The organism is Solidesulfovibrio sp. C21 (genome assembly GCF_047785625.1).
In the GTDB taxonomy this organism is placed as follows: domain Bacteria; phylum Desulfobacterota; class Desulfovibrionia; order Desulfovibrionales; family Desulfovibrionaceae; genus Solidesulfovibrio.
This window is the reverse complement of the sequence record NZ_JBLODY010000003.1, coordinates 1-22,177: the sequence shown is the minus strand read 5'-3', so window position 1 is coordinate 22,177 and position 22,177 is coordinate 1. Positions and strand designations below refer to the sequence as shown.

The 22,177-nt window shown below is 64.2% G+C and carries 20 protein-coding genes; 11 read left to right on the top strand and 9 right to left on the bottom strand.

Annotated features, from left to right (window positions below):
- Positions 1–53 precede the first annotated feature (53 nt).
- The 6 genes from galU to ftsH all read right to left on the bottom strand — a co-directional run bounded on the left by galU (position 54) and on the right by ftsH (position 7,143).
- Positions 54–926, bottom strand: coding sequence for a UTP--glucose-1-phosphate uridylyltransferase GalU (gene galU / locus ACMZ6R_RS01525; RefSeq protein WP_416108966.1), 873 nt, complete (start codon positions 924–926; stop codon positions 54–56).
- A gap of 199 nt (positions 927–1,125) precedes the next feature.
- Complete coding sequence (gene glmM, locus ACMZ6R_RS01520) at positions 1,126–2,478, bottom strand: phosphoglucosamine mutase (protein ID WP_416108965.1); 1,353 nt, start codon at positions 2,476–2,478, stop codon at positions 1,126–1,128.
- Between the two features lie 31 nt (positions 2,479–2,509).
- Entirely contained in the window at positions 2,510–3,406 is an 897-nt protein-coding gene (locus ACMZ6R_RS01515; protein ID WP_416108964.1) for a CdaR family protein, read from the bottom strand.
- Positions 3,403–4,173 carry a diadenylate cyclase CdaA gene (cdaA, locus tag ACMZ6R_RS01510; RefSeq protein ID WP_416108962.1) on the bottom strand — a complete coding sequence of 257 codons (771 nt, stop codon included), beginning with the start codon at positions 4,171–4,173 and terminating at the stop codon, positions 3,403–3,405. The genes ACMZ6R_RS01515 and cdaA overlap by 4 nt, the downstream gene beginning before the upstream one ends.
- Before the next feature lie 44 nt (positions 4,174–4,217).
- The gene (gene folP / locus ACMZ6R_RS01505; RefSeq protein ID WP_416108961.1) at positions 4,218–5,069 is read right to left on the bottom strand and encodes a dihydropteroate synthase; all 852 of its coding nucleotides are present in this window, start codon (positions 5,067–5,069) and stop codon (positions 4,218–4,220) included.
- Positions 5,053–7,143: an ATP-dependent zinc metalloprotease FtsH gene (gene ftsH, locus ACMZ6R_RS01500; RefSeq protein ID WP_416108959.1), complete on the bottom strand. Its 2,091-nt coding sequence runs from the start codon at positions 7,141–7,143 to the stop codon at positions 5,053–5,055. Before ftsH ends, folP begins: the two co-directional genes overlap by 17 nt.
- A 221-nt stretch (positions 7,144–7,364) precedes the next feature.
- Here ftsH and ACMZ6R_RS01495 point away from each other — a divergent pair, with 221 nt between their 5' ends.
- The 8 genes from ACMZ6R_RS01495 (at position 7,365) to ACMZ6R_RS01460 (ending at position 14,422) form a co-directional block, all read left to right on the top strand.
- A complete protein-coding gene (locus tag ACMZ6R_RS01495; RefSeq protein ID WP_416108957.1) occupies positions 7,365–7,730 on the top strand; it encodes a response regulator in 366 nt (121 codons plus the stop codon).
- 22 nt (positions 7,731–7,752) lie between these two features.
- Positions 7,753–9,153 (top strand): HD domain-containing phosphohydrolase, encoded by a 1,401-nt coding sequence (locus ACMZ6R_RS01490; RefSeq protein WP_416108955.1) that lies wholly within the window; start codon positions 7,753–7,755, stop codon positions 9,151–9,153.
- 230 nt (positions 9,154–9,383) lie between these two features.
- Positions 9,384–10,208, top strand: a complete 825-nt coding sequence (nifH, locus tag ACMZ6R_RS01485; protein WP_416108954.1) for a nitrogenase iron protein — start codon at positions 9,384–9,386, stop codon at positions 10,206–10,208.
- A 53-nt stretch (positions 10,209–10,261) separates the two neighbouring features.
- Entirely contained in the window at positions 10,262–10,591 is a 330-nt protein-coding gene (locus ACMZ6R_RS01480) for a P-II family nitrogen regulator (protein WP_416108953.1), read from the top strand.
- 11 nt (positions 10,592–10,602) lie between these two features.
- A complete protein-coding gene (locus tag ACMZ6R_RS01475) occupies positions 10,603–10,977 on the top strand; it encodes a P-II family nitrogen regulator (RefSeq protein WP_416108951.1) in 375 nt (124 codons plus the stop codon).
- Positions 10,978–11,031: 54 nt separating this feature from the next.
- Complete coding sequence (gene nifD, locus ACMZ6R_RS01470) at positions 11,032–12,657, top strand: nitrogenase molybdenum-iron protein alpha chain (RefSeq protein WP_416108950.1); 1,626 nt, start codon at positions 11,032–11,034, stop codon at positions 12,655–12,657.
- Between the two features lie 31 nt (positions 12,658–12,688).
- Positions 12,689–14,074, top strand: coding sequence for a nitrogenase molybdenum-iron protein subunit beta (gene nifK / locus ACMZ6R_RS01465; protein ID WP_416108948.1), 1,386 nt, complete (start codon positions 12,689–12,691; stop codon positions 14,072–14,074).
- 36 nt (positions 14,075–14,110) lie between these two features.
- On the top strand, positions 14,111–14,422 hold the full coding sequence (locus ACMZ6R_RS01460; RefSeq protein WP_416108947.1) for a (2Fe-2S) ferredoxin domain-containing protein: 312 nt from the start codon (positions 14,111–14,113) through the stop codon (positions 14,420–14,422).
- Between the two features lie 104 nt (positions 14,423–14,526).
- Here the strand turns inward: ACMZ6R_RS01460 and ACMZ6R_RS01455 are convergent, their stop codons facing one another.
- The 3 genes from ACMZ6R_RS01455 to ACMZ6R_RS01445 all read right to left on the bottom strand — a co-directional run bounded on the left by ACMZ6R_RS01455 (position 14,527) and on the right by ACMZ6R_RS01445 (position 18,842).
- Positions 14,527–14,835 carry an antibiotic biosynthesis monooxygenase family protein gene (locus tag ACMZ6R_RS01455; RefSeq protein ID WP_416109137.1) on the bottom strand — a complete coding sequence of 103 codons (309 nt, stop codon included), beginning with the start codon at positions 14,833–14,835 and terminating at the stop codon, positions 14,527–14,529.
- Complete coding sequence (locus tag ACMZ6R_RS01450; protein WP_416108946.1) at positions 14,835–16,790, bottom strand: molybdopterin-containing oxidoreductase family protein; 1,956 nt, start codon at positions 16,788–16,790, stop codon at positions 14,835–14,837. The genes ACMZ6R_RS01455 and ACMZ6R_RS01450 overlap by 1 nt, the downstream gene beginning before the upstream one ends.
- Before the next feature lie 90 nt (positions 16,791–16,880).
- Complete coding sequence (locus ACMZ6R_RS01445; RefSeq protein WP_416108945.1) at positions 16,881–18,842, bottom strand: two-component system sensor histidine kinase NtrB; 1,962 nt, start codon at positions 18,840–18,842, stop codon at positions 16,881–16,883.
- A gap of 808 nt (positions 18,843–19,650) precedes the next feature.
- Here ACMZ6R_RS01445 and ACMZ6R_RS01440 point away from each other — a divergent pair.
- The 3 genes from ACMZ6R_RS01440 to ACMZ6R_RS01430 all read left to right on the top strand — a co-directional run bounded on the left by ACMZ6R_RS01440 (position 19,651) and on the right by ACMZ6R_RS01430 (position 21,974).
- The gene (locus tag ACMZ6R_RS01440) at positions 19,651–20,730 is read left to right on the top strand and encodes a tetratricopeptide repeat protein (protein ID WP_416108943.1); all 1,080 of its coding nucleotides are present in this window, start codon (positions 19,651–19,653) and stop codon (positions 20,728–20,730) included.
- Positions 20,731–20,749: 19 nt separating this feature from the next.
- Positions 20,750–21,484: a tetratricopeptide repeat protein gene (locus ACMZ6R_RS01435; RefSeq protein WP_416108942.1), complete on the top strand. Its 735-nt coding sequence runs from the start codon at positions 20,750–20,752 to the stop codon at positions 21,482–21,484.
- A gap of 91 nt (positions 21,485–21,575) precedes the next feature.
- Positions 21,576–21,974: a hypothetical protein gene (locus ACMZ6R_RS01430; RefSeq protein ID WP_416108941.1), complete on the top strand. Its 399-nt coding sequence runs from the start codon at positions 21,576–21,578 to the stop codon at positions 21,972–21,974.
- Positions 21,975–22,177: the final 203 nt, after the last annotated feature.

Sequence of the window (22,177 nt, the reverse complement as noted above, 5' to 3'; positions counted from 1 at the left end):
CTCCCGGGCGATAAGGACAAGAAAATTCAGGCACGGCGGCCCGTTCGGACGGACTAATCCGCAAAAGGCAAAAGCTCACGCAGGCGCGGCACCAGGGATTCACGCAGCGCCTCGTCATGCAGGGCAAAGTAAATATTCGCCGTCAGGTAGTCCACCCAGTCGCCGGCGTCGAAACGCTGGCCCTGGATCTTGACCGCCAGCAGGCGATTGTTGCCGGCAAGGCCTTTCAATCCGTCGGTAAGCTGGATTTCGCCGCCATGCCCCGGCGTCACCTTCTCCAAATGGTAGAAGATGTCCGGGAACAGCACGTAGCGACCGACAATGGCGAGCCTGGACGGCGCTTCGTTGACCTTGGGCTTCTCCACCAGATTGCGCACCCGGAACATGCCTGGGGCAAATTCCTCGCCGTCGATGATGCCGTAGCGGGAAACCATGTTCGCCGGCACTTCCATGACGCCGATGACGGGCATGTGCTCGGCCTGGGCCACGGTCAAGAGCTGCTTGATGCCGGGCTCCATGCTGAACATCAGGTCATCGCCGACCATGACGCAGAAAGGATCGTTTTTGCAGACCTCGCGGGCGCACAAAACGGCGTGGCCCAGTCCCAGCTGCTTTTTCTGGCGCACGGAGATGATGTTGGCCATCTCCGCCACCTCGCGCACCATCTTGAGCATCTCGGTCTTGCCCGTGCGCGAAAGCAGGTCCTCGAGGGCCAGATTATAGTCGAAGTGGTCCTCGATAATGGTCTTGTTCCGGTTGGTGACGAAAACGACATCCTGCAGTCCAGAAGCCTGGGCTTCCTCGACGACGTACTGCACGATGGGCTTGTTATAAACGGGCAGCATCTCCTTGGGGATGTTCTTCGTGGCCGGCAAGGACCGCGTACCCCATCCGGCAACGGGAATGACCACCTTCTTGATTTCCATGCTCTTCTCCTTGAAAGCGCGCACTGCCCGGTATGATTGCGGCTGTGGCGGACCGCGCCCGTGCGTCCAGCCGGCCGATTTTGACCTATCCCGCGACGCCGATCCGCCCTGCCGGACGGTACCACGCATCACCAACCGACGTTAAAGGCTTTGCACGAACAAGTCCAGCCCCAAAAGGCGTTTCCGACGACCCCGTCGCTCAGCGCAAGGCCATGGCCACGACTTCGGCCAGCCCCTGGCTCAAACGCAAGACCAGTTCCGGGTCCTCGGCCTCGACCATGACCCGGGCCAGGGATTCGGTGCCGGAGTAGCGCAACAGCACCCTGCCCCGCCCGGCCAGTTGGCGCTCGGCGTCGGCCGTGGCCAACTCGATGGTCGGCACATCGCAGAAAGGGATCTTTCGCGCCACGGGCACGTTCACCAGTTCCTGGGGAAAGGGGGACAACAGCGTGGCCAGCTCGGAGAGCGGCCTGCCCCGCTGCACCATGATCCGCATCAGCTGGAGCGCGGCCAGGGTGCCGTCGCCGGTGGTGCTGTGGTTGAGGAAAATCAGGTGGCCGGACTGTTCGCCGCCGAGCACCGCGCCCTGTTCCCGCATGGCCTCGACCACATAGCGGTCGCCGACCGGGGTGCGCAACAGCCGCCCGCCATGGGACTTCATGAACAACTCGAGCGCCATGTTGCTCATGACCGTGGCCACCAGCAGATTGCCGGAAAGCTTGCCCCGCTCCATGAAGTCCAGGGCGCAGATGGCCATGATCTGGTCGCCGTCGAGGATGCGGCCCTTTTCGTCGGATACGATGACCCGGTCGGCGTCGCCGTCGAGCGCGATGCCGATGTCGGCCCCGTGCGCAACCACGGCCCGGGCCACGCCTTCCGGATGCAGCGAACCCACGCCCCGGTTGATGTTGGTGCCGTCGGGCTCGACGCCGATTTTCACCACTTCGGCCCCGAGCTCCTCGAACACCTCGGGCGCCACCCGGTAGGCCGCGCCGTTGGCGCAGTCGAGCACGATCTTCATGTTGTCGAAGGAGACGTCGAGGGGCACGGTATTTTTGAGAAACACGTTGTAGCGGCCGATGCTGTCATGGATCTTGGAGGCGCGGCCCACCGCTTCCGGGTCCGGCAGTTCCCAGTTCTGGCCGTAGCCCTCGACCAGTCCCGCGATCCTGTCCTCCACGGCGTCGGGGAGCTTGAACCCCATATGGTCGAAAAATTTGATGCCGTTGTCGGTGTAGGGATTGTGGGAGGCCGAGATGACGACGCCGACGTCCACGCGCATGTCACGCGTCAGAAAGGAGATGGCGGGCGTGGGCAGCGGCCCGACCAGGATCACGTCCATGCCGGCGGCGCAAAAGCCCGAGGCCAGGGCGTATTCGTAGACATAGCCGGAAAGACGGGTGTCCTTGCCGATAAGAACCTTGTGTCGCCGGCCGCCGTTGCGCAGCACCTGCCCCACGGCCAGCCCCAGCCGCATGACGACGTCCGGGGTCATGGGGTAGGTGTTGACCCTGCCGCGCAGTCCGTCCGTTCCGAAGAGCTTCTTTTCCATGCAGTCTCCCAGGCCGGATGCCTCCGACCCCTTATTTCACGGTCAGCGTCACCTTTTCGGGCTTGGCCTCGATCAGTTCACACCCCTGAGGCATCTTGACCCGGTACGAGGCAACATATTTACCCGGTTCGATTTCCGGTTTCAACTCCAGCGAGGCCTCGACCAGGCCGGCAAAGGCCTTATCGGACAAAAGCGCCGCCGGCCCCTTGATGCGCAACGTCACCGCGGCCGGGCTGGCCGTGATCTCGCGCCCCTTGGGCGGCACGAGGGTCAGCGGCGCCCGCAGCGTCACCTCCGACTCCCTGCCGGCGAAGCCCATGGACACATCCACGGCCACGGGCGACGCGTCCACGTCATCGGGAGCGTCCAGGGCCACCCGCTCCTCGAAACGTCCCGGCGGCGGGCTCGGCACGGTCACCGGCTGGGTGCGCACCTGGGTCATGCCGTCGAGCTTCGAGGACGGGCCGGTCAGGCGCACGCTCTCCGGCGTCACCCTGACCCCGGTCATGGAGTAGCCCTCGGGCACGGGCGAACGCAGCACCACTTTGACCGGCACCGTCTTGACCGTCCGCTTTTCCACCTCGAGTTCCAGGCGCGACGGCCTGATTTCCACCACCTCGTAGACCTTGGGCAACGGGATGTTCTTGGCGTCGAAAACGATGAGATTCTTGCCGGGGGCGATCCTGCCGAGGTTCAGGTTGTAGACGAGCTGGCTGTCCTCGATGCGGCGGGCCACGCCCCGGGGGCCGCGCACCAGCACGTCCACCGAGCCGACCATGCCGCTTTTGATGTAAAGCCCCTCGGGCGCGCCGGTCATCTCCACCCGCATGGCCATCCAGGTATCGACCTTCTCCCGGCCGGTTACGAGGTACCAGCAGAAAACGGCCATGGCGAAGGCCAAAAGCAGGTATTGCCAGTTCGGTTTCATACGCGTTTGTTGAAAAGATTCCACAACATGTTTTTGAGCGTGCGTTCATCCACCGGGGAAATGAGCTTGCCGCCCTCGGCCACGGACACCACCCCGCGCTCCTCGGACACGACCACGGCCAGGGAGTCGGTCTCCTCGGTGATGCCGAGCGCCGCCCGGTGCCGCGTGCCGAGCGAGGCGTCGAGCGGCACGCCGGCAATGAGCGGCAGGATGCAGCCGGCGGCGGCGATGGTCTCGCCCTGGACGATGACCGCACCGTCGTGCAGGGGCGTATCCGGGAAAAAGATGGTGCCGAGCAGTTCCCGGCTCATGCGGGCATAAACCTCCACCCCGCGCTCGATCCAGTCGCCAAGGGGCACCCGGCGCTCGAAGACGATCAGCGCCCCGGTCTTGGTGCGGGCCATCTGGAAAACGGCCAGGACGCAGGCGTCGAGGGCCGCCTCGGTCATGGCCTCGCGCCGCCGGGGACGGAAAAACCCCCAGGCCCCGACGCTCGAGAGCGCCTTGCGGATGTCGGCCTGAAACAAAATGATGATGACCAGGAAAATCGAGCCCAGGAAGTTGGTAAGGAGCCAATGCAGGGTATTGAGCCCGAACTCCCCGGACAGGTAATAGAGAATACAGATGAACAGGAAACCGTGGAGCACGGACACGGCCCTGGTGCCGTGAATGAGGATGAGCCCACGGTAGAAGATGTAGGTGACGAGCCCGATATCCAGGACCTCGGTCCAGGACAGGTGCAGATTTTCGAGAAAGGCGAGGGACATGGCCACAGTCCGCGGCTGGAGGGTGATTGCCGGGGGAGGTCGCGTCAGGCGGCCATGGCCGCGGCCAGACGCAGGGCCTGGGCGACCCCGGCCACATCATGAACGCGATGGATACGCGCGCCACGGGCGGCGCACAGGGCTGAGGCCACGGCCGTGGCCGGCCCGCGGTTTTCCACCGGCAGGCCGAGGAACGCCCCGAAGAAAGCCTTGTTGGACAGGCCCATGTACAGGGGCCGGCCCAGGACGAGGAAGCGGTCCAGCCGGCGCAGGATGGCCAGATTGTGTTCCAGGCGCTTGCCGAAGCCGATGCCCGGATCGAGGACGACATGGTCCTCGGGCAGGCCGGCCCGCACGAGCCGGGAAAGATGCGCCTCGAAAAAGGCCAGGATATCCTCGACCACGTCGTCGTAGCGCGGATCGTCCTGCATGCTTCGGGGCCGGCCCTGGCAGTGCATGAGCACATAGCCGGGCTTGCCGGCGACCAGCACGTCCGTGAGTTCCGGGTCAAAGGCGCAGGCCGAGATGTCGTTGACGATGACCGCCCCGGCCTCGATGGCGGCGGCGGCGCAGCCGGCCTTGAAGGTGTCCACGGACACCAGCGCGCCGGGAAGCCCGCGCAAGATCCCGGACACCACGGGCACCACCCGGCGGATTTCCTCTTCCAGGGGCACCTGGGCCGCGCCGGGCCGGGTGGATTCCCCGCCGACGTCGAGGATGTCCGCGCCCTCGGCGGCCAGGGCCAGGCCGTGGGCCACGGCGGCGGCCGCGGTGTCGTGGCGGCCGCCGTCGGAAAAGGAGTCCGGGGTAACGTTTATAATGCCGGCGATACGGTTGGCCGCGCAGTCGAGGGCAAGCCCCCGGCCCAGCCGCCAAAGCGTGTTAGCGTTCGTTTCCATGGCCTTCGCCGCCCGGCTTTTTTTCCGGATGCGCGGACTCGTCGGGCTCCAGGGTGAATTCCTCGCCGCCGGCGTGGGGTTCGGCGATGGTCGCCTCGGGCGCGGCAGTCTCAGGTGCGGCTGCCTGGGGAGCCGCCGGAGCCGCCTGGGCGGGCGCGGCCTGCTGCGCCGAAGCGGCGGCGGCCGGCGTCCCAGCGGCGCTGTCTGGCGCGGCTTCCTGCCCGGGAGAGGCGTTGCCCCCGGCCGCCGGGCCCGCCGTCCCGGCCGGGGTCTCGGGCGGGGGGAGGGTCTCGCCCCGCATGAGGCGGTCGATATCATCGCCGGTGATGGTCTCGCGCTCGAGCAGGGCCTTGGCCACGGCCGCGAGGGCATCGCGCTCGCCCTCCAGAATGGCGCGGGCCCGGCGGTAGGCCGATTCCACGATCTTGCGCACCTCGGCGTCGATCTGGCGCGAGGTCTCCTCGCTGAAGTTCTTGTGGTGCACGAGGTCCTTGCCGAGGAAAATCTCGTTGTCGTGCTCGCCGTAGGAAAGCGGCCCGAGCACCTCGCTCATGCCCCAGGAGCAGACCATCTTGCGGGCCATGGTGGTGGCCCGTTCGATATCGTTGCCGGCCCCGGTGGTCATCTGGTCGAGGACAAGCTCTTCGGCCACCCGGCCGCCCATGAGCACGGCCAGATTGTTTTGCAGGAAATCCCGGGAATAGTTGTGCCGGTCGTCGGTCGGCAGCTGCATGGTGATGCCAAGGGCCATGCCGCGCGGAATGATGGACACCTTGTGCACGGGGTCGGTACCCGGGAGCTTCCTGGCGACGAGGGCGTGGCCGGCCTCGTGGTAGGCGGTGGTGCGCTTTTCCTCATCGCTGAGGATGAGGCTGCGGCGCTCCTTGCCCATGAGCACCTTGTCCTTGGCCTGCTCGAAATCGGCCATGTCCACCTGGTTCTTGTTGACCTTGGCCGCCTGCAGCGCCGCCTCGTTGACCAGGTTTTCCAGGTCCGCGCCGGAAAAGCCGGGCGTGCCCCGGGCCAGCACATCGAGGTTGACGTCCGGGGACAGCGGCGAACGCCTCGAATGGACTTCCAGGATGCGCCGGCGGCCGCGCACATCGGGGGTGGGCACCACCACCTGCCGGTCGAAACGACCGGGGCGCAACAGCGCCGGGTCCAGGACGTCCGGACGGTTGGTGGCGGCAATGAGGATGACGCCCTCGTTGGATTCGAAGCCGTCCATTTCGACGAGCAACTGGTTCAGGGTCTGCTCGCGCTCGTCATGGCCGCCGCCGAGTCCCGCGCCGCGCTGGCGGCCCACGGCGTCGATCTCGTCGATGAAAATGAGGCACGGCGCACTTTTCTTGCCCTGCAAAAAGAGGTCGCGCACCCGGGCCGCGCCCACGCCCACGAACATCTCCACGAAGTCGGAACCGGAGATGGAGAAAAAGGGCACTCCGGCCTCGCCGGCCACGGCCCTGGCGAGCAGGGTCTTGCCCGTGCCCGGCGAGCCGACCAGGAGCACGCCCTTGGGAATGCGCCCGCCAAGGCGGGTGAATTTCTTGGGGTCCGAGAGGAACTGCACCACCTCGGTCAGCTCCTCCTTGGCCTCGTCCACGCCGGCCACGTCATCGAAGGTCACCCGCGTCGACTCCTGGGTGATCATGCGCGCCCGGGAGCGGCCGAAATTCATGGCCCGGCCGCCGCCGTTCTGCATCTGGCGCATGAAAAAGATCCACACGCCGAGAAGCAGGATCATGGGGAACCAGGAGACGAGCAGGGTCATGTACCAGGGCGACTCCTCGTCGGGTTCGGCCATGACCTCGACTTTTTTTTGCATCAGTGTGGAAACGAGGGTGGGATCCTCGGGCGAATAGGTCAGAAACTTGCCGCCGCCGGTGGTGACGCCCGAGATTTTCGATCCCTGGATCTTGACGGAAACCACGTCCCCGGCGTTCACTTTCTGAATGAAATCGGAATAGGAAAGCTTGGCGCTTTGGGGCTGCGGTTGGTTGAACAAGTTAAACAGGACGACCATGACCAGTGAGATGGCCGCCCAAAGCATGAGATTTTTCGCAAAGCTGTTCAAACTGGAGTCCTCCAGGAGTCGGGCAAGGAAGGATGGGGCCCGCGAGTTGTAAAGGTGATGGCCATAGCACAGCCGCATCCGGGCTGTCCACGCGGCAAAACCGGTTTTCCTTCGCCGCCGGCCAAGAGTCGGAAATGCCCGGGCAAGGCTTGCCAAGGCCTTCGTTGCTCCATATTGTATTGCATAATAAGCGTCCAGGACGAGTCCGGCAAGGAGCGGCGATGCCTTATAAACGTATTTTGACGGTGGACGACGCAAAAAGCGTGCGCGGACTCGTCTCCCGGACGCTGCGCCAAGCCGGCTATGACATTGCCGAAGCCGTGGACGGAGCCGACGCCTTGGAAAAAACCGCCGACGGAATCGATCTTGTCATTACCGACATCAACATGCCGGGAATGGGCGGCCTGGAACTCATCACCCGGCTGCGGGAACGCGAGGACACCCGCTTCACCCCGATCCTGGTCCTGACCACCGAATCCCAGACGGACATGCGACGACAGGCCGTTTCGGCCGGCGCCACGGGCTGGATCGTCAAGCCCTTCGCCCCGGAAGTGCTGCTGGCCCTGGTGCGCCGCTTCCTGTGCTGAGCCGCAGCCGGAAAAGCCAAAAATGGCAGAAGTGCCCCAGGATCACCATACATTGCCCGACCTCGACGCCGCCGGCATGGACAGCGGCGCCCTGCTCTTCCACGACGCCCCGCTGGCGGTGTATCTGCGCGGCACGGACGGCGACCTGCTCGACGCCAACATGGCCATGGCCGTGCTGTTCGGCTTCGACGGCCCGGCGCAGTTCCTGGAGGCCATGGCCGCGACCCCGGACCAGTACTACCTGGACCCGGACACCCGCGCCTCGGTGCTTTCCATCCTGGCCCGCGACGGGCACCTGACCGGCCGGCAGTTCCAGGCGCTCGGCCGGGACGGCTTCGTCATCTGGGTCGAGGAATCGGCCCGGCGGATCGTGTCCCCGGCCGGCGAGACCTTCTACTTCGGCTACATCCACGACATCACGGCCGAGAAAAGCTCGCGCTGGGCGCTGACCGAAATCGAGGAGAAGTACCGGGGCATTTTCGAAAACGCCGTGGAAGGCCTTTTCCAGATGACGCCCGGCGGCCGCTTCGTCACGGTCAACATCGCCTTGACCCGCATGCTCGCCTATCCGGCCCCCGAAGATCTGACCGCCATGTCCAACGCCGCCGCGCACGTTTTCGCCTCCCCGGCGGACTGGAGCCGGCTGGGGACCGCCCTCGACGCCGCGGGCATGGTGCGGGGACACGAGGTGGAGCTTCTCCGGGCCGACGGGGCGCGCATCTTCGCCTCGATCCATGCCAGGGCCGTACGCGACGTCGACGGCGGCATCGTGCTGTTCGAAGGCTCCATGGAAGATGTGACGGAACGCCGCCAGTCCCAGGAGCAACTGCGCCAAAACCTGGCGCACACCCGGGCCCTTTTTCACCAAACCGTCAAATCCCTGGCCACAACCGTGCGCTTCCGCGACCCCTACACCGCCAGCCACCAGGACAACGTGGCCCGCCTGGCCTCGGCCATAGCCCGGACCATGGGACTGTGCAAAGACATGACGGCCGGCATCCGGGTGGCCGGGCAACTGCACGACATCGGCAAGATCAACGTGCCGGTGCGCTACTTGAGCAAGCCGGGCCGGCTGGTGGGGCTGGAATGGGAATTCATGAAGCAGCATGCCCAGACCGGCTACGAGATCCTCAAGGACATCGATTTTCCCTGGCCGGTGGCGGAAATCGTCTGGGCCCACCACGAACGCCTGGACGGTTCGGGCTATCCGCGCGGGCTTTCGGGCGCGGCCATCGGCATCGAGGCGCGCATCCTGGCCGTGGCCGACGTGCTGGACGCCATGGCTTCCAACCGTCCCTATCGGCCGGCCCTCGGCGTGGAGGCGGCGCTTGCGGAGCTGGTCCGACACCGGGGCGCGACCTTCGACCCGGACGCCGTGGACGCCGCCCGGGCCGTGATCCGCGACGGCGTGGTCCGGTACTGACCCTCCCGGCCGGCAATCCTGTCGGGCCCTCCGATACCACAACATTTTTGTCGCATTTCTTGCGACATTTTTGTCTCCGACACCGCCCCTCCGGTTTTCGCCCACCTGCCATGTTCCAATAAGCTATTCAAAATTAGTATATTACATCAAAGGCATCACGGCTTTCCCTTGCTGGCATGACTCTTGCCATAAAGGCCTCCATCACACTCTGGAGCAGGAGGCTTTACAAAATGCGCAAGATCGCTATTTACGGCAAGGGCGGCATCGGCAAGTCCACCACCACGCAGAACACGGTCGCCGGTCTGGCGGAAATGGGCAAAAAGGTCATGGTGGTCGGCTGCGACCCCAAGGCCGACTCCACCCGGCTCCTGCTGCACGGCCTAGCCCAGAAGACCGTCCTCGACACCCTGCGTGAGGAAGGCGAGGACGTCGATCTCGACGATATCCTCAAGGAAGGCTACGGCGGCATCATGTGCACCGAGTCCGGCGGCCCCGAGCCCGGCGTCGGTTGCGCCGGTCGCGGCATCATCACCTCCATCAACCTGCTCGAACAGCTCGGCGCCTACGAGGAAGACAAGCACCTCGACTACGCCTTCTACGACGTCCTCGGCGACGTCGTGTGCGGCGGTTTCGCCATGCCGATCCGCGACGGCAAGGCCGAGGAAATCTACATCGTGTGCTCCGGCGAGATGATGGCCATGTACGCGGCCAACAACATCTGCAAGGGCATCGTGAAGTATGCCGACACCGGCGGCGTGCGCCTGGGCGGCATCGTCTGCAACAGCCGCAAGGTCGACCAGGAACAAGAGATGATCGAGGAATTCTGCAAGCGCCTGGGCACCCAGATGATCCACTTCATGCCCCGTGAAAACCAGGTGCAGCGCGCCGAGATCAACCGCAAAACCGTCATCGACTTCTCGCCCGAGCATCCCCAGGCCGACGAGTACCGGGCCCTGGCGAAAAAGATCGACTGCAACAAAAATTTCGTCATCCCCAACCCCATTTCCATCAACGAACTGGAAAAGCTGCTCATCGACTTCGGCATCGCCAACTAGTCACCGCGCCGCATCCAGCGAACACTACACACACGCACGCAAGGAGCACAGTCATGCAGACCATGGTGAGAGCCATCGTTCGTCCCGAGAAATGCGATGAAGTCCTGGCGGCCCTGATGGACGCCGGTTTCCCGGCCGTGACCAAATTCAACGTGGCCGGACGCGGCAAACAGCGCGGCATCAAGATCGGCGAGATCCAGTACGACGAGATCCCCAAAGTGATGCTGATCTGCGTCGTGGACGACAAGGACAAGGAGTTCATGGTCAAGACCATCATGGAAAGCGCCCGCACCGGAACCAAGGGAGCCTTTGGCGACGGTAAAATCTTCGTGAGCCCCGTTGAGGAAATGTACACCATTTCGTCCGGTGTGAAGGAATCATAAGGAGGGGCGTCATGAAGGAAATCATGGCGGTTATCCGCATGAACAAGATGAACCAGACCAAGAAAACCCTGGCCGATTCCGGAATCCCGGCTTTCGTGGCCCGCGAGGGCTATGGCCGAGGCAAGGGCCTGGTCAACCAGGCGGTGCTCGAAGGCGCCGCCGCCGGCAACGAGGAGGCCATCGCGCTCCTCGGCACCAAGGGCCGGCTGTACCCCAAACGCATCCTGTCCGTCATCGTTCCCGACGCCGAGGTCAAAAAAGTCGTGGACGCCATCATATCCGTCAACAAGACCGGCCAGGCCGGCGACGGCAAGATATTCGTAATGCCCGTCTCCGATTCCATCCGGGTCCGTACCGGCGAGGACGGAGACGCGGCCATCGTCTAGGCGGCCCCTGCGGACGTCCCCGGACCAATACCGAGCTAACGAGGAAGCATCCAAATGAGCAGCAAGCCCATAAACGTCGAAGAGATCAAGCAGGAATTGATCGCCAAGATGCCGACCAAGGTCGCGCGCAAGCGGGCCAAGGCCATTGTCCCGGGCGCGGGCGGCAGTGGCGAGGCAATTCCCGAAATCCAGGCCAACGTCCGCACAGTTCCGGGCATCATCACCCAGCGCGGCTGCACCTATGCCGGCTGCAAAGGCGTCGTGCTGGGTCCCTCCCGCGACATCGTCAACCTGACCCACGGCCCCATCGGCTGCGGCTTCTACTCCTGGCTGACCCGCCGCAACGAGACCGACGCCGGCCCCGACGGGGACAACTTCATCCCCTACTGCTTCTCCACGGACTTAACCGAGCATGACATCGTGTTCGGCGGCATGAAGAAGCTGTCCGCGGCCATCCAGGAAGCCTACGACAATTTCCATCCCAAGGCGATTTCCGTCTTCTCCACCTGCCCGGTCGGCCTCATCGGCGACGACATCCACTCCGTGGCCAGGCAGATGCAGGAAAAGCTCGGCATCACCGTGTTCGCCAACTCCTGCGAGGGCTACCGCGGCGTGTCCCAGTCCGCCGGCCACCACATCGCCAACAACCAGATCATGAAGCACATCATCGGCACGGGCGAGACGCCGGTGGAGGGCAAATACAAGATCAACCTCCTCGGCGAGTACAACATCGGCGGCGACGCTTTCGAGATCGAGCGCATCCTTAAAAAGTGCGGCATCACGCTGATCGCCACCTTCTCCGGCAACTCCACGGTGGAATCCTTCCGCGAGGCCCATTTCGCCGACCTCAACACCGTCATGTGCCACCGCTCCCTCAACTACGTGGCCGAAATGATGGAAACCAAATTCGGGATTCCCTGGATCAAGGTGAACTTCATCGGCGCCCATGCCACGGCCAAGTCGTTGCGCCGCATCGCCACCTACTTCGAGGATCAGGAGCTCATGGACCGGGTCGAGCAGGTCATCGCCGAGGAGATGCCCGCGATCGAAACGGCGATCAAGGACATCCGCCCCCGCACGGAAGGCAAGACGGCCATGATGTTCGTGGGCGGTTCCCGGGCGCACCATTACCAGGAGCTGTTCGGGGAACTGGGCATGAAGGTCCTGTGCGCCGGCTACGAGTTCGCCCACCGCGACGACTACGAAGGCCGCCAAGTGATGTCCAAGATCAAGGTCGACGCCGACTCGCGCAATATCGAGGAACTGGAAGTCGTGCAGGACGCGACCCGCTACAAGCCCCGCAAGACGCCCGAGCAGCTCGAGGCGCTCAAGGCCAAGGGCGTCGAGGTCAAGGACTACGACGGCATGATCGGCCAGATGTCCAAGGACTCGCTGATCATCGACGACATCAGCCAGTACGAGACCGAAAAGATCATCGAGATCATGAAGCCCGACATCTTCTGCGCCGGCATCAAGGAAAAATACATCATCCAGAAGATGGGCATGCCCATGAAGCAACTGCACAACTATGACATCGGCGGTCCCTACGCCGGGTTTGTCGGAGCCATCAACTGGTACCGGGACATCGACCGCATGGTGAATTCCAAGATCTGGTCGCTGACCAAAGCGCCCTGGCAGTCCGAAGGGCCTGAACTCGAAGCCAGCTACGTGGCGGAATAAACAAGCTTTTCGCTAGAGAAGGAACGTATTTATGGCTCTCCTCAGACACACCACCGGCGAGATCAAGGAACGCAAGGCGCTCACCGTCAACCCGGCCAAGACCTGTCAGCCCATCGGCGCCATGTACGCCGCGCTCGGGGTGCACAACTGCTTCCCCCACAGCCATGGGTCCCAGGGCTGCTGCGCCTACCACCGCTCCACCCTGACGCGCCATTACAAGGAGCCCATCGTCGCCGGCACCTCGTCGTTCACCGAAGGCTCCTCGGTCTTCGGCGGTCAGTCGAACCTGATCGCGGCCATCGACAACATCTTCACTCTCTACGACCCCGAGATCATCGCGGTCCACACCACCTGCCTGTCCGAGACCATCGGCGACGACCTGCGGCAGATCTCCAAGAAGGCCATGGACGACGGCAAGGTGCCCGAGGGCAAGGTCCTCATCTACGCCAGCACCCCGAGCTATGTCGGCACCCACATCACGGGCTACTCCAACATGGTCAAGGGCATCCTCAAGGGCTTCGTCGCCAAGACCGGGACCCCCAACGGGAAGATGAACATCATCCCCGGGTTCTGCGAGCCGTCGGACATGGCCGAACTCCGTCGCCTGTGCGGGATGATGGGCATCGAGATCATCATGGTCCCGGACACCAACGGCGTGGTCAACGGCCCGATGACCGGCAAGTACGAGATGTTCCCCAAGGGCGGCGCCACCAAGGAAGAAATCGCTACCATGGGCGACTCCATGGGCACCATCGGTCTTGGCCGCTGGGCCACCACCGACGCCGTCAATTACCTCGACGCCGATTTCAAGGTGCCGGGCACCATCCTCGGCATGCCCATCGGCCTCCAGGCGACGGACCGGTTCATCGAGACCCTGCACAAGCTGACCGGCAAAGCGGTGCCCGACGCCATCACCTTCGAACGCGGCCAGCTCGTGGACATCATCTCCGACTACGACCAGTACCTCTACGGCAAGAAGGTGGCCCTGGCCGGCGATCCGGACCAGCTGCTGCCCCTGGTCGAGCTGCTCGTCACGCTGGGCATGATTCCGGCCTACGTCGTGTCCGGCACGGCCGGCAAGTACTTCGAGGACCGCATGGCCGAGCTGACCAAGGACGTGCCCTACGACTGCAAGTACAAGTGCGGTCCCCAGGCCGACATGTACCTGCTGCACCAGTGGATCAAGAACGATCCGGTCGACCTGCTCATCGGCAACACCTACCTCAAGTACATCGCCCGCGACGAGGACATCCCGCTTCTGCGTCACGGCTTCCCGATCCTCGACCGGGTGGGACACCAGTACTTCCCGACCTTCGGCTACTCCGGCGGCATGCGCCTTCTGGAAAAAATCCTGGCCGCCATCATGGATCGCCAGGACCGCGACGCCCCTGAGACCCGCTTCGAACTGCAAATGTAACGGAACCGAAACTTCAAGGGAGAGGAGACGAGACGCATGGCCATCGAAAAGCCGCAATACTTGATCAACGTCTGCGCAAGCTTTCGCGTCAAAGGCGAGGCCAAGGGCATCTGCCACAAAAAAGGCTCGCACGACCTGCTGGGGTACTTTGAAGAGGGCATTCTCGACCGGGACATCGACGCCCGGGTCGTGAGCACGGGCTGCATGAAGCAGTGCGAAGACGGGCCGATCGTTGTCGTGATGCCCACAAACTGGTGGTACCGGGGCATCGACAGCGAGGACAAGGTGGACGAGATTCTGGACGCCCTGGAAAACGGCGAAGCCTGCGAGGAACACTTGCTCCCCTAACCGAAAGCCGGTTTGCCAACCGCTCGGATTGGACTTCCCATAGAAAAAGCCGCCCTGCTGTCACGGACCAGCGGGGCGGCTTCATTTTGCGCGACTTCACCTTATTAAAGCGTCGCTGCCACAACCTCGTAGTGCCGCACCACCGTCTCGGGCACGATTTCGTAGGCGTCATCCCCGGGATAGAGCACCGCCCGGCCGATGTCCGCGCCGGCAAACGCCTCGATGGCGGCCAGGGATTCCCAGTAGCTGACGAACGTCACCTCGACCATGGCGTCGACCTCGCGTGTCAGAATCTGATGGCCCCGGTAGCCCGGCGTCGCCGACGTCTCGGCCACTCCCGTGGCGGCCAGATGGGCCAAAAAACCGTCCCGATGGACCGGCGGACACAGACATTTCCATTCCCTGGCAACCATCACGGCAACCTCTCCACGTCGACGACCGCTTCATAGTAGGGTGTCCCCTGCCCCACGGCGCTGACCATATCCGGGATGATCGTGTTGATCCCCTGCCCGGCCTTGATCCAGCCGCCCCGTTCACAGAAAACCACGTCCGGGCGCAGGGCCGGATCATGGCGCACGGTCACGGGAAGCTCCCCGAGCTCCCCGACCAGTCTGGCCGGTCCGCCGTCGGCAATGCCGCACCGCGTCGCCTCCGAGGCGGCCATGGCCAGCACAATGGGGCGGCCATGGTCGCCCGGCACCCGCTCGGAACACAGATGCTTCGCCATGCCCGGGGTGAGGAGCCGGTACGGATAGCGTGTGGCCTCCCGACAGTCGTCGCAGCCCGTAACGTCCGTCAAAAGCTGGAACCGGCCGCTCGGAGTCGCGAACTTCCCGTCCGCCCAGGGCACCATGGGGGCATCCGGAATGCGCACCGGCCCTTTCCACAAATCATCCCAGGCCACGCCCTGCGCAAGCAGCGGTCGCAGGATCAGCCGCAGCCACTGCTCGTCGGTTTTGACGAACGCGTCGGCAAAGGGAAAGCGCCTGGCCAGGTCCATGAAGATGTTAAACTGGGACCGGCACTGCCCGGGTGGCGGCGCGGCCGGCACCAGCGGCCCCACATGGTTGTGGCCGAAGCTGGCCACGATGTCGCGCTGCTCGAAAAAGGCGGCGCAGGGCAGAAACAGGTCGCAGTGGTCGGCCGTGTCGTCGAGAAAAAGATTCATGTCCACGACAAAGGGCACGGCGTCGAGCGCCTTGGCCACCAGCTTGGAATTGGGGGCCATGCACACCGGATTGGCGGCGCTTATGACCGCCATTTCGATGGGCGGGTCCTTGGCCGCCAGAATCTCCCGGCCGATCTGCGGCATAAGGAGTTTGCGGCGCGGCGGATGCAGCTCCTCCCCCCACATTGCCTGGTCGTACGGCCCCCACTCCTCGAAGCCCTGGGACACCCCGCCGCCGGGGATGCCGATGTTGCCGGAAACGGCCCCCAGCGCATCGACAGCCCGCACCAACTCGTGGCCAAGCGTGAAGCGGTGCAGGCCCCAGCCTAAAAGCGTGGCCGTGGGCCGACCGGCCACGTAGGCCTCGGCCAGCTCGTCGACGACGCGTTCGTCCACGTCGCAGGCCCGGCACAACTGCTCCAGGGAATAGCGATGCAAAAGCGCCAGGTAGGCGTCCGGATGATCGCAATGGCGGGCAAGGAATTCCCGGTCCTCCCGGCCGGTCTCCACGATGCGCCGGGCCACGGCCAGGGCCAGAAAGGCGTCGCGACCGGGCCGGGGCGCGATATGTTCGTGGGCCAGGGAAACCGATTCACTCGGACGCGGATCGATAAGCAGGATGCGCGCGCCGCGTTTTTTGGCCTCGCGCAGATGCGCCATGATCCCGGGCTGGGTGGCCACGGGATTGCGGCCCCAAAGGACAATGGTGCGGGCGTTTAGGATATCCAGGGGATCGTGGGAAACGCGCGGCCCGTAATCGAGGCTTTGGGCGGCGTAGCCCGTGCCGCCGCACAAGGTGCCGGCCAGGGTGGTCACGCCGCCGAGGTGCGCAAAGAAACGCGCATTGACAATTTTGAGCGCCGTGCGCTCGCCAAAGCCCATATAATAAAGGATGGACTCCGGGCCGTACGTGGCCACGCAGGCCTTCAGCCGGTCGGCCATCTCGTCCAGGGCCTCGTCCCAGGTGACAGGGGCAAAGGAGCCGTCCCGCCGACGAAGCGGCGTCAGCACGCGTTCGGGGCTGTAAAACCGGCGCAAAAAGGCCGGGGCCTTGCGGCAGAGCGTCCCGCGGTTGACGGGGTGGTCGGGGTTGCCGGTCAATCGCACCACCCGGTCCCCTTCCACATGGGCCAGCAGGCCGCAGGCGCTGGGGCAATCCCGGGTGCAGGTGGCGACGAAGGTTCTCGCGCCGTCTTTCATGTCTCCTCCGGATGCGAGCGTGACCGTTGCCGTCACCCCGCCAACCGGCGTCAATACCGGGAGAAGACCGGCGGTGCAAGCCGCATCGGGTCACGCCTGGATCGGCGCGGTCCCGGTCAGCGGCAGGGTCAGGAAAAAGGTCGTGCCCTGGCCGGGGCGGCTGATGAAATCCACAGACGCCTTGTTGCGCATCATGATGGCGTGGACGATGGCCAGCCCCTGGCCCGTGCCCTTGCCCACCGGCTTGGTGGTGAAAAAGGGGTCGAACACGCGGGGGCGCGCCGTTTCCGGGATGCCGCCCCCGGTATCGCTGATGGCGATGCGCACGGCGTCGCCGTGGCGGGCGGCACTGACGCGAATGGAGCCTTTGTCCCCGGAACCGGCGCTTTTTTCTTCGAGGGCCTGGGCCGCATTGACGATAATGTTCAAAAGCACTTGGTTGAATTCGCCAGGCACGAACGGCACCAGGGGCAGGCCTTCCTCGATGTCCGTTTCCACGTCGGCCACGTATTTCCAGGCGCTGCGGGAAACGGCCAGGGCGTCGTCGATGGCCTCGCCCACATCGAGCGGCCGTGCGCCCTCCATATCCGGGTGGGCGAAACGCTTCATGGAGCCGACGATGGCCGCCACCCGGTCGAGGCCCTCGCGGGATTCACGGATGGCCGCCGGCGTTTCCTCGAGCACGAAACGCAGGTCCTCGTCGGCCAGCATGGCGGCAAGCCGCTCCGGCAGGTCTTGCGCGCCGGCCCGGGAGGCCAGGACCAGGGCGCTTTGCGCATCGAGCAATTCCACGAGCCGGCTCAGGGCCTTGGCCAGAAATTCCAGATTGCCGCTGATATACTGCACCGGGGTATTGATCTCGTGGGCGATGCCGGCCGCAAGCTGCCCCAGGGATTCCATCTTGAGCGCATGGGCCAATTGGCGTTCCATGTCCTTTTGGGCGGTGACGTCGACCACGCTCGCCACCACCCCGTCGAGGCCCCCGTCCGGGCCGGTCAGGGGCGCGGCGCTGACGGACACGAATAGCCGCCCGGCCGTCGGGCGGGCGATGGAAAGCACCATGTCGTAGACGGGCTTTCCCGTGGCCATGACCCGGTCAAAGGGATGCCCGCCCGGCGGCAGGATATGCCCATCGAGGGTTTCGGGGGCGAAATCCGGCGCGTCGTAGGCCAGCGCGCCCGGACCGCGCGCCGTCAACTCCAGGATAGCCTCGGCCCGGGGGTTGCAAAAGACAATGGCCCCCTTCCTGTCCAGCCGGACCACTCCGCCCGGCAGCGTATCCACGAGCAGGGCGGAATATTCCCGCTCCCGGCGCAAGGCTTCGTCGCTGCGAAGACGCATCAGGGTGCGTTCAAGCCGTTCGGCCACAACCCGCGCAAGTGCCGTCTCCTCGGGCGAAAAAGCGGCGTCGGCGTAATGGATTTCCAGGGCGGCGTCCGGCTGCCCGGACCGGGCCAGAGGAAACGACAGTCTGTACGGCCCCGGCGTAAATCCCGGGGAGGCAAAGGCCTGACCATCGGCCAGAACGCGCGCCCCGGCGGCCAGCGGCCGCGTCATGGCCGGGGGGATCAAGGCCGCGATGCCGCGAAAAAGCGCTTCCCGAGGTTGGTCGAAGCGCTGGATCACGGCATGGACATCGGCCAGGCAGCCAAGCGTCTTGACCTTCCAGGCCAGCACGGCCTTTTCCTCGCGCGCCTCGACGCGGCAACGGCGCAAGGCCGAAAGCAGGCGCAGCCGTGCGGCCAGCTCGGCCGACCCGACCGGCTCGCGCACGACCTCGTCGGCGACGGTAAGCGCCCGGACGACCGTTGCCTCGTCGCCCCCGTCCGGCAGCACGGCCACGACCGGAAAACCGTCCGAATCGGCGGCGCGAAGGCTCCTCACGGTGTCGCCATGCCGGTCAAGGAGCGCCAGATCGGCCACCAATCCCTGGCAGTCCCCGGGCAGGGAGGCCGCATTGGTCACCGACCGCACGGAAAAACCCGCCGCCTCCAAACCGGCGGCAAGAGCGCCGCCCGCCTTCCCGTCACGCCATAAGCCGATCACGCTCATTTCCACCTCGCCGGCGCGTGCGCCCTTGTCCGCGTGCCTGGGCCGTTGCCCAACACCACGTGATTCCTGTATACGATAAAAGACCGCCCCGCTCGCCAGCCCCGTTTCGAGGAGAACCGTATTGGGCCATTCCGGCAGCGATCCTCGATTTGGCCGGCGCCTGGCTCGTCGTCCTCTACAACGGCCCGGCGCACGGCCGCAACTTGGCCGCAGGGCCCAAAGCGGCATGGACGCGCCGCTGCAACGCCGCGCGGGCCCGATTCCCGATCTCGTCTCCACGGTCCAAGGCTCTTTGGACCACGAACGCGGCATTTTGGAGAGGGCCATTGGAAACGAGATACAGCTTGCCCGCCGCTATTACAACGACGCGGCCAAGGCCCCGGGGTCGCGTTCGGGAAGCTCCGGCGACGGCGGAGGTGGGGGTGGCGGCGGGGGCGGGGGCTGGTCGCGGCAACCAAGCAAAAAAACCGCTGTCCCGCAACCATGAACCCGTCATGGCCCTTGGTTTCAAGACCGAGGCATGGTAGGCAACCGCAGGCTTTTCGGGCAGCCCTGTTTTCCCAGGCGAAAGCGCCGCAGTGTGGCGTTCCCCTTGAAGCAGCCGGACCGCATGACCGCATCCCCTGCCCTGCATGGCAATATTTCCGGATGCCGTCCCGTTCCCGGTGCGTGCGACATCGCGCTGACAGGCTTTTGCGTTTCCGCCATGTTCCGTTTGCATCCGGTGCAAGCGCGTTTGATGACCGTCCCCGATCGCCGCCTTGCCCGTAAACGTTGCAACGTTTCCAGCTTGTCCCCGTGAGCCACCATGGATAAAAGCGAAATATCCGTCGCCATACTGACCAACAACCAGCATCATGCGGCGCGGGACAAGCAATGCCTGGTCAAGCTCAACGTCAAAAGCATCCAGGTGTTCGACGATCCGGAGGACGTTCTGGAGTCGATACGGCGGCAGGACGTGCAGCTTTTGCTCATCGACGCGACCGTCAGGAGCATGACCGGCAGCGCCTGTCTGCGGACCCTGCGCAAGGCGGCGCGCACCACGCTTTTGCCGGCGGTCATGGTCACACCCGAAAGCCAGTTGCAAAGCGTGATCGACGCCATCGCCGCCGGTTGCAACGGCTACGTCATTCGTCCCTATTCCCTGCAAACCTTCGAGCGGCATCTGCGCATGGCCTTCGATTCCATGCACGGCGACAGCATCGAATCGGCCCAGCTCGAAACAGCCAACGAGCTGGTCGCGCAAGGCCGTTTCGACGAGGCCATCAGCGAATACAACGAATTGGTGGAAGAGGAAAACGAAGCCACGATCTACTTCAACAAGGGTATGGACTACCTGCATCGCCAGAAATTCGGCAAAGCCATACTGGCCTTCAACAAGGCCGTTGCCCTCAATTCCATGTACGCCGAAGCCTACAAGGGCATGGCCTACGCCTACAAGGGCAAGGGCGACGAGGCGGATTTTCGGGCCTGCCTGGACAAATCGGCAGCCATACTGGCCATGCAGGACCGCCTCGACGAACTCAAGGAGCTTTTCGCCGAAATACTCCAAGCCAACCCCGACGCGGTCAATCCCTACAACACCATGGGCATCGACCTACGCAAAAAGGGTGACTACGTGGGCGCGCTCCATGCCTACACCCAGGCCCTGACGCTGACGCCCAACGACGAGAACCTGCACTACAACATCGCCAAGGCCTGCATTTTCTCCAAGGACTACGACGCGGCCATAGGACATCTGGAACAGGCGGCCGCCCTGCGCCAGAATTTCGAGGAAGCCAAGCGCCTGCTTGCCAAGCTTCGGGCCAAGCAATACGATTCCCTCGGCGGATCAAACGGCGCGGCCCGGGGCCCTTCCGGACGGGACGGCTTGGCCATGGACTCCTGACCGGTTCCCGCGGCGCGACATGGAGCAAGAAAACCGCATAAACGGCATCTTTTCCCGCAAAACCACCATCAAGGTCGGTTTCGGCACGACAAAGCATGCCGCCCTTTCGGAAACCTACTGGTTCGTCAAGGAACTGGAGTCCGGGCAGTTCCAGGTGCAAAGCCTGGACATGGACTTCAAGCCCCAGGGCCAGCCCTTCACCATATCCCGGAACAAACTCTTCGAGGATTACCATCTGGAACCGGACCTGAGCTACCGGCTCCTCAGCCAGCCGCTGCTCGTGGGCGACCATTACCGGTCCACGGCCAAATACGGCAACGCCGAGCAGGAATACCTCAAAATCAAGCGTATCGACGAGGACAACATCCGGGCCAATTTCGGACTGGGGCTGGTCTATCTGTCGCTCGAGAAGACCGACAAGGCCACCTACATCTTCGACCGGCTGGTGCGGTTGGAGGAGGCCTTCGAACCCAAACACAAGCACCTCTTCAACGAATTCGGCATCAGCCTGCGCAAGAAAGGCCTCCACGAGGAAGCTCTCAAGTACTACTTCAGGGCGCGTGAACTCTCCCCCAACGACGACCATCTGCTGCTCAACATCGCCCGCGTCCACTACGAGCAAAACCGCCTGTCCGAGGCTGAAGCCGCCGCCCGCGAAGCCCTGGCCATAAACCCCGACCTCGTCGAGGCCCGCCGGCTGCTCAACCGCATCTGGGATGGCCCGCCGCGCGAAAAGCCCCTGCCGGATATTTGAAAGCCCGGCCGTGAAAAGCGTCGTGCCGGCCTACCGCCGCAGCCGGGCCTGTGTTACATACGAGTGACGACCCGCGAACACAGGAGGCGCCATGACCAAGATCGCATCGTTTACCAAACTGGAAAACACCCTGGTCCCCCGTTTCCGGGAAAGCATGTCCCGGGCGCAATCCACGGCCGACGTGCAAAAGTTTTTCGTCTACAGCATGCTGGATCTGCTCAATAGCGTCCTGGCCGAACCCGACGGCGGCTTCGAGCTGCACTACGAGGACATCTGGCTGACCCCGGACGAGGAGGCTGGGCCAGGCTACGCCCTTTCGCCGCGTCTGGCCGGAAACGAAGCCCTGGCCGAGCACCTCGCCGGCTCGGACCTGTCGTCCATCCTGGCCCGATTCGCGGCCGTGGGCGTCAAGCGCTACCAGTATCTGGCCCAGAAACCCGAAAAGACCGAAGCCAAGATGTACCACGGCACCGGCCGCGCCGCGCGGTAGGAAGTGTAAGAGCTTGGGAAAATGCGACCGGGGGGAAACCTTTCTGAAGAAAGGTTATCCCCCCGGGCCCCCTTTCCAAATACCATGTTGGCCTCGACCCTCAAACTGGCTGATAGTGCCAGTGAACGTGCTCCAAGGGCACAAACGAGGCGAGGAGACCAACATGGCAAGACAAGAGTTATCCCAACTTCAGGCGTTTGTGG

Excerpts from the sequence above, each read along its gene's own strand:
- galU (WP_416108966.1), bottom strand. The coding sequence starts at position 926 with ATGGAAATCAAGAAGGTGGTCATTCCCGTTGCCGGATGGGGTACGCGG.
- glmM (WP_416108965.1), bottom strand. The coding sequence starts at position 2,478 with ATGGAAAAGAAGCTCTTCGGAACGGACGGACTGCGCGGCAGGGTCAAC.
- ACMZ6R_RS01515 (WP_416108964.1), bottom strand. The coding sequence starts at position 3,406 with ATGAAACCGAACTGGCAATACCTGCTTTTGGCCTTCGCCATGGCCGTT.
- cdaA (WP_416108962.1), bottom strand. The coding sequence starts at position 4,173 with ATGTCCCTCGCCTTTCTCGAAAATCTGCACCTGTCCTGGACCGAGGTC.
- folP (WP_416108961.1), bottom strand. The coding sequence starts at position 5,069 with ATGGAAACGAACGCTAACACGCTTTGGCGGCTGGGCCGGGGGCTTGCC.
- ACMZ6R_RS01495 (WP_416108957.1), top strand. The coding sequence starts at position 7,365 with ATGCCTTATAAACGTATTTTGACGGTGGACGACGCAAAAAGCGTGCGC.
- ACMZ6R_RS01490 (WP_416108955.1), top strand. The coding sequence starts at position 7,753 with ATGGCAGAAGTGCCCCAGGATCACCATACATTGCCCGACCTCGACGCC.
- nifH (WP_416108954.1), top strand. The coding sequence starts at position 9,384 with ATGCGCAAGATCGCTATTTACGGCAAGGGCGGCATCGGCAAGTCCACC.
- ACMZ6R_RS01480 (WP_416108953.1), top strand. The coding sequence starts at position 10,262 with ATGCAGACCATGGTGAGAGCCATCGTTCGTCCCGAGAAATGCGATGAA.
- ACMZ6R_RS01475 (WP_416108951.1), top strand. The coding sequence starts at position 10,603 with ATGAAGGAAATCATGGCGGTTATCCGCATGAACAAGATGAACCAGACC.
- nifD (WP_416108950.1), top strand. The coding sequence starts at position 11,032 with ATGAGCAGCAAGCCCATAAACGTCGAAGAGATCAAGCAGGAATTGATC.
- nifK (WP_416108948.1), top strand. The coding sequence starts at position 12,689 with ATGGCTCTCCTCAGACACACCACCGGCGAGATCAAGGAACGCAAGGCG.
- ACMZ6R_RS01460 (WP_416108947.1), top strand. The coding sequence starts at position 14,111 with ATGGCCATCGAAAAGCCGCAATACTTGATCAACGTCTGCGCAAGCTTT.
- ACMZ6R_RS01455 (WP_416109137.1), bottom strand. The coding sequence starts at position 14,835 with ATGGTTGCCAGGGAATGGAAATGTCTGTGTCCGCCGGTCCATCGGGAC.
- ACMZ6R_RS01450 (WP_416108946.1), bottom strand. The coding sequence starts at position 16,790 with ATGAAAGACGGCGCGAGAACCTTCGTCGCCACCTGCACCCGGGATTGC.
- ACMZ6R_RS01445 (WP_416108945.1), bottom strand. The coding sequence starts at position 18,842 with ATGAGCGTGATCGGCTTATGGCGTGACGGGAAGGCGGGCGGCGCTCTT.
- ACMZ6R_RS01440 (WP_416108943.1), top strand. The coding sequence starts at position 19,651 with ATGGATAAAAGCGAAATATCCGTCGCCATACTGACCAACAACCAGCAT.
- ACMZ6R_RS01435 (WP_416108942.1), top strand. The coding sequence starts at position 20,750 with ATGGAGCAAGAAAACCGCATAAACGGCATCTTTTCCCGCAAAACCACC.
- ACMZ6R_RS01430 (WP_416108941.1), top strand. The coding sequence starts at position 21,576 with ATGACCAAGATCGCATCGTTTACCAAACTGGAAAACACCCTGGTCCCC.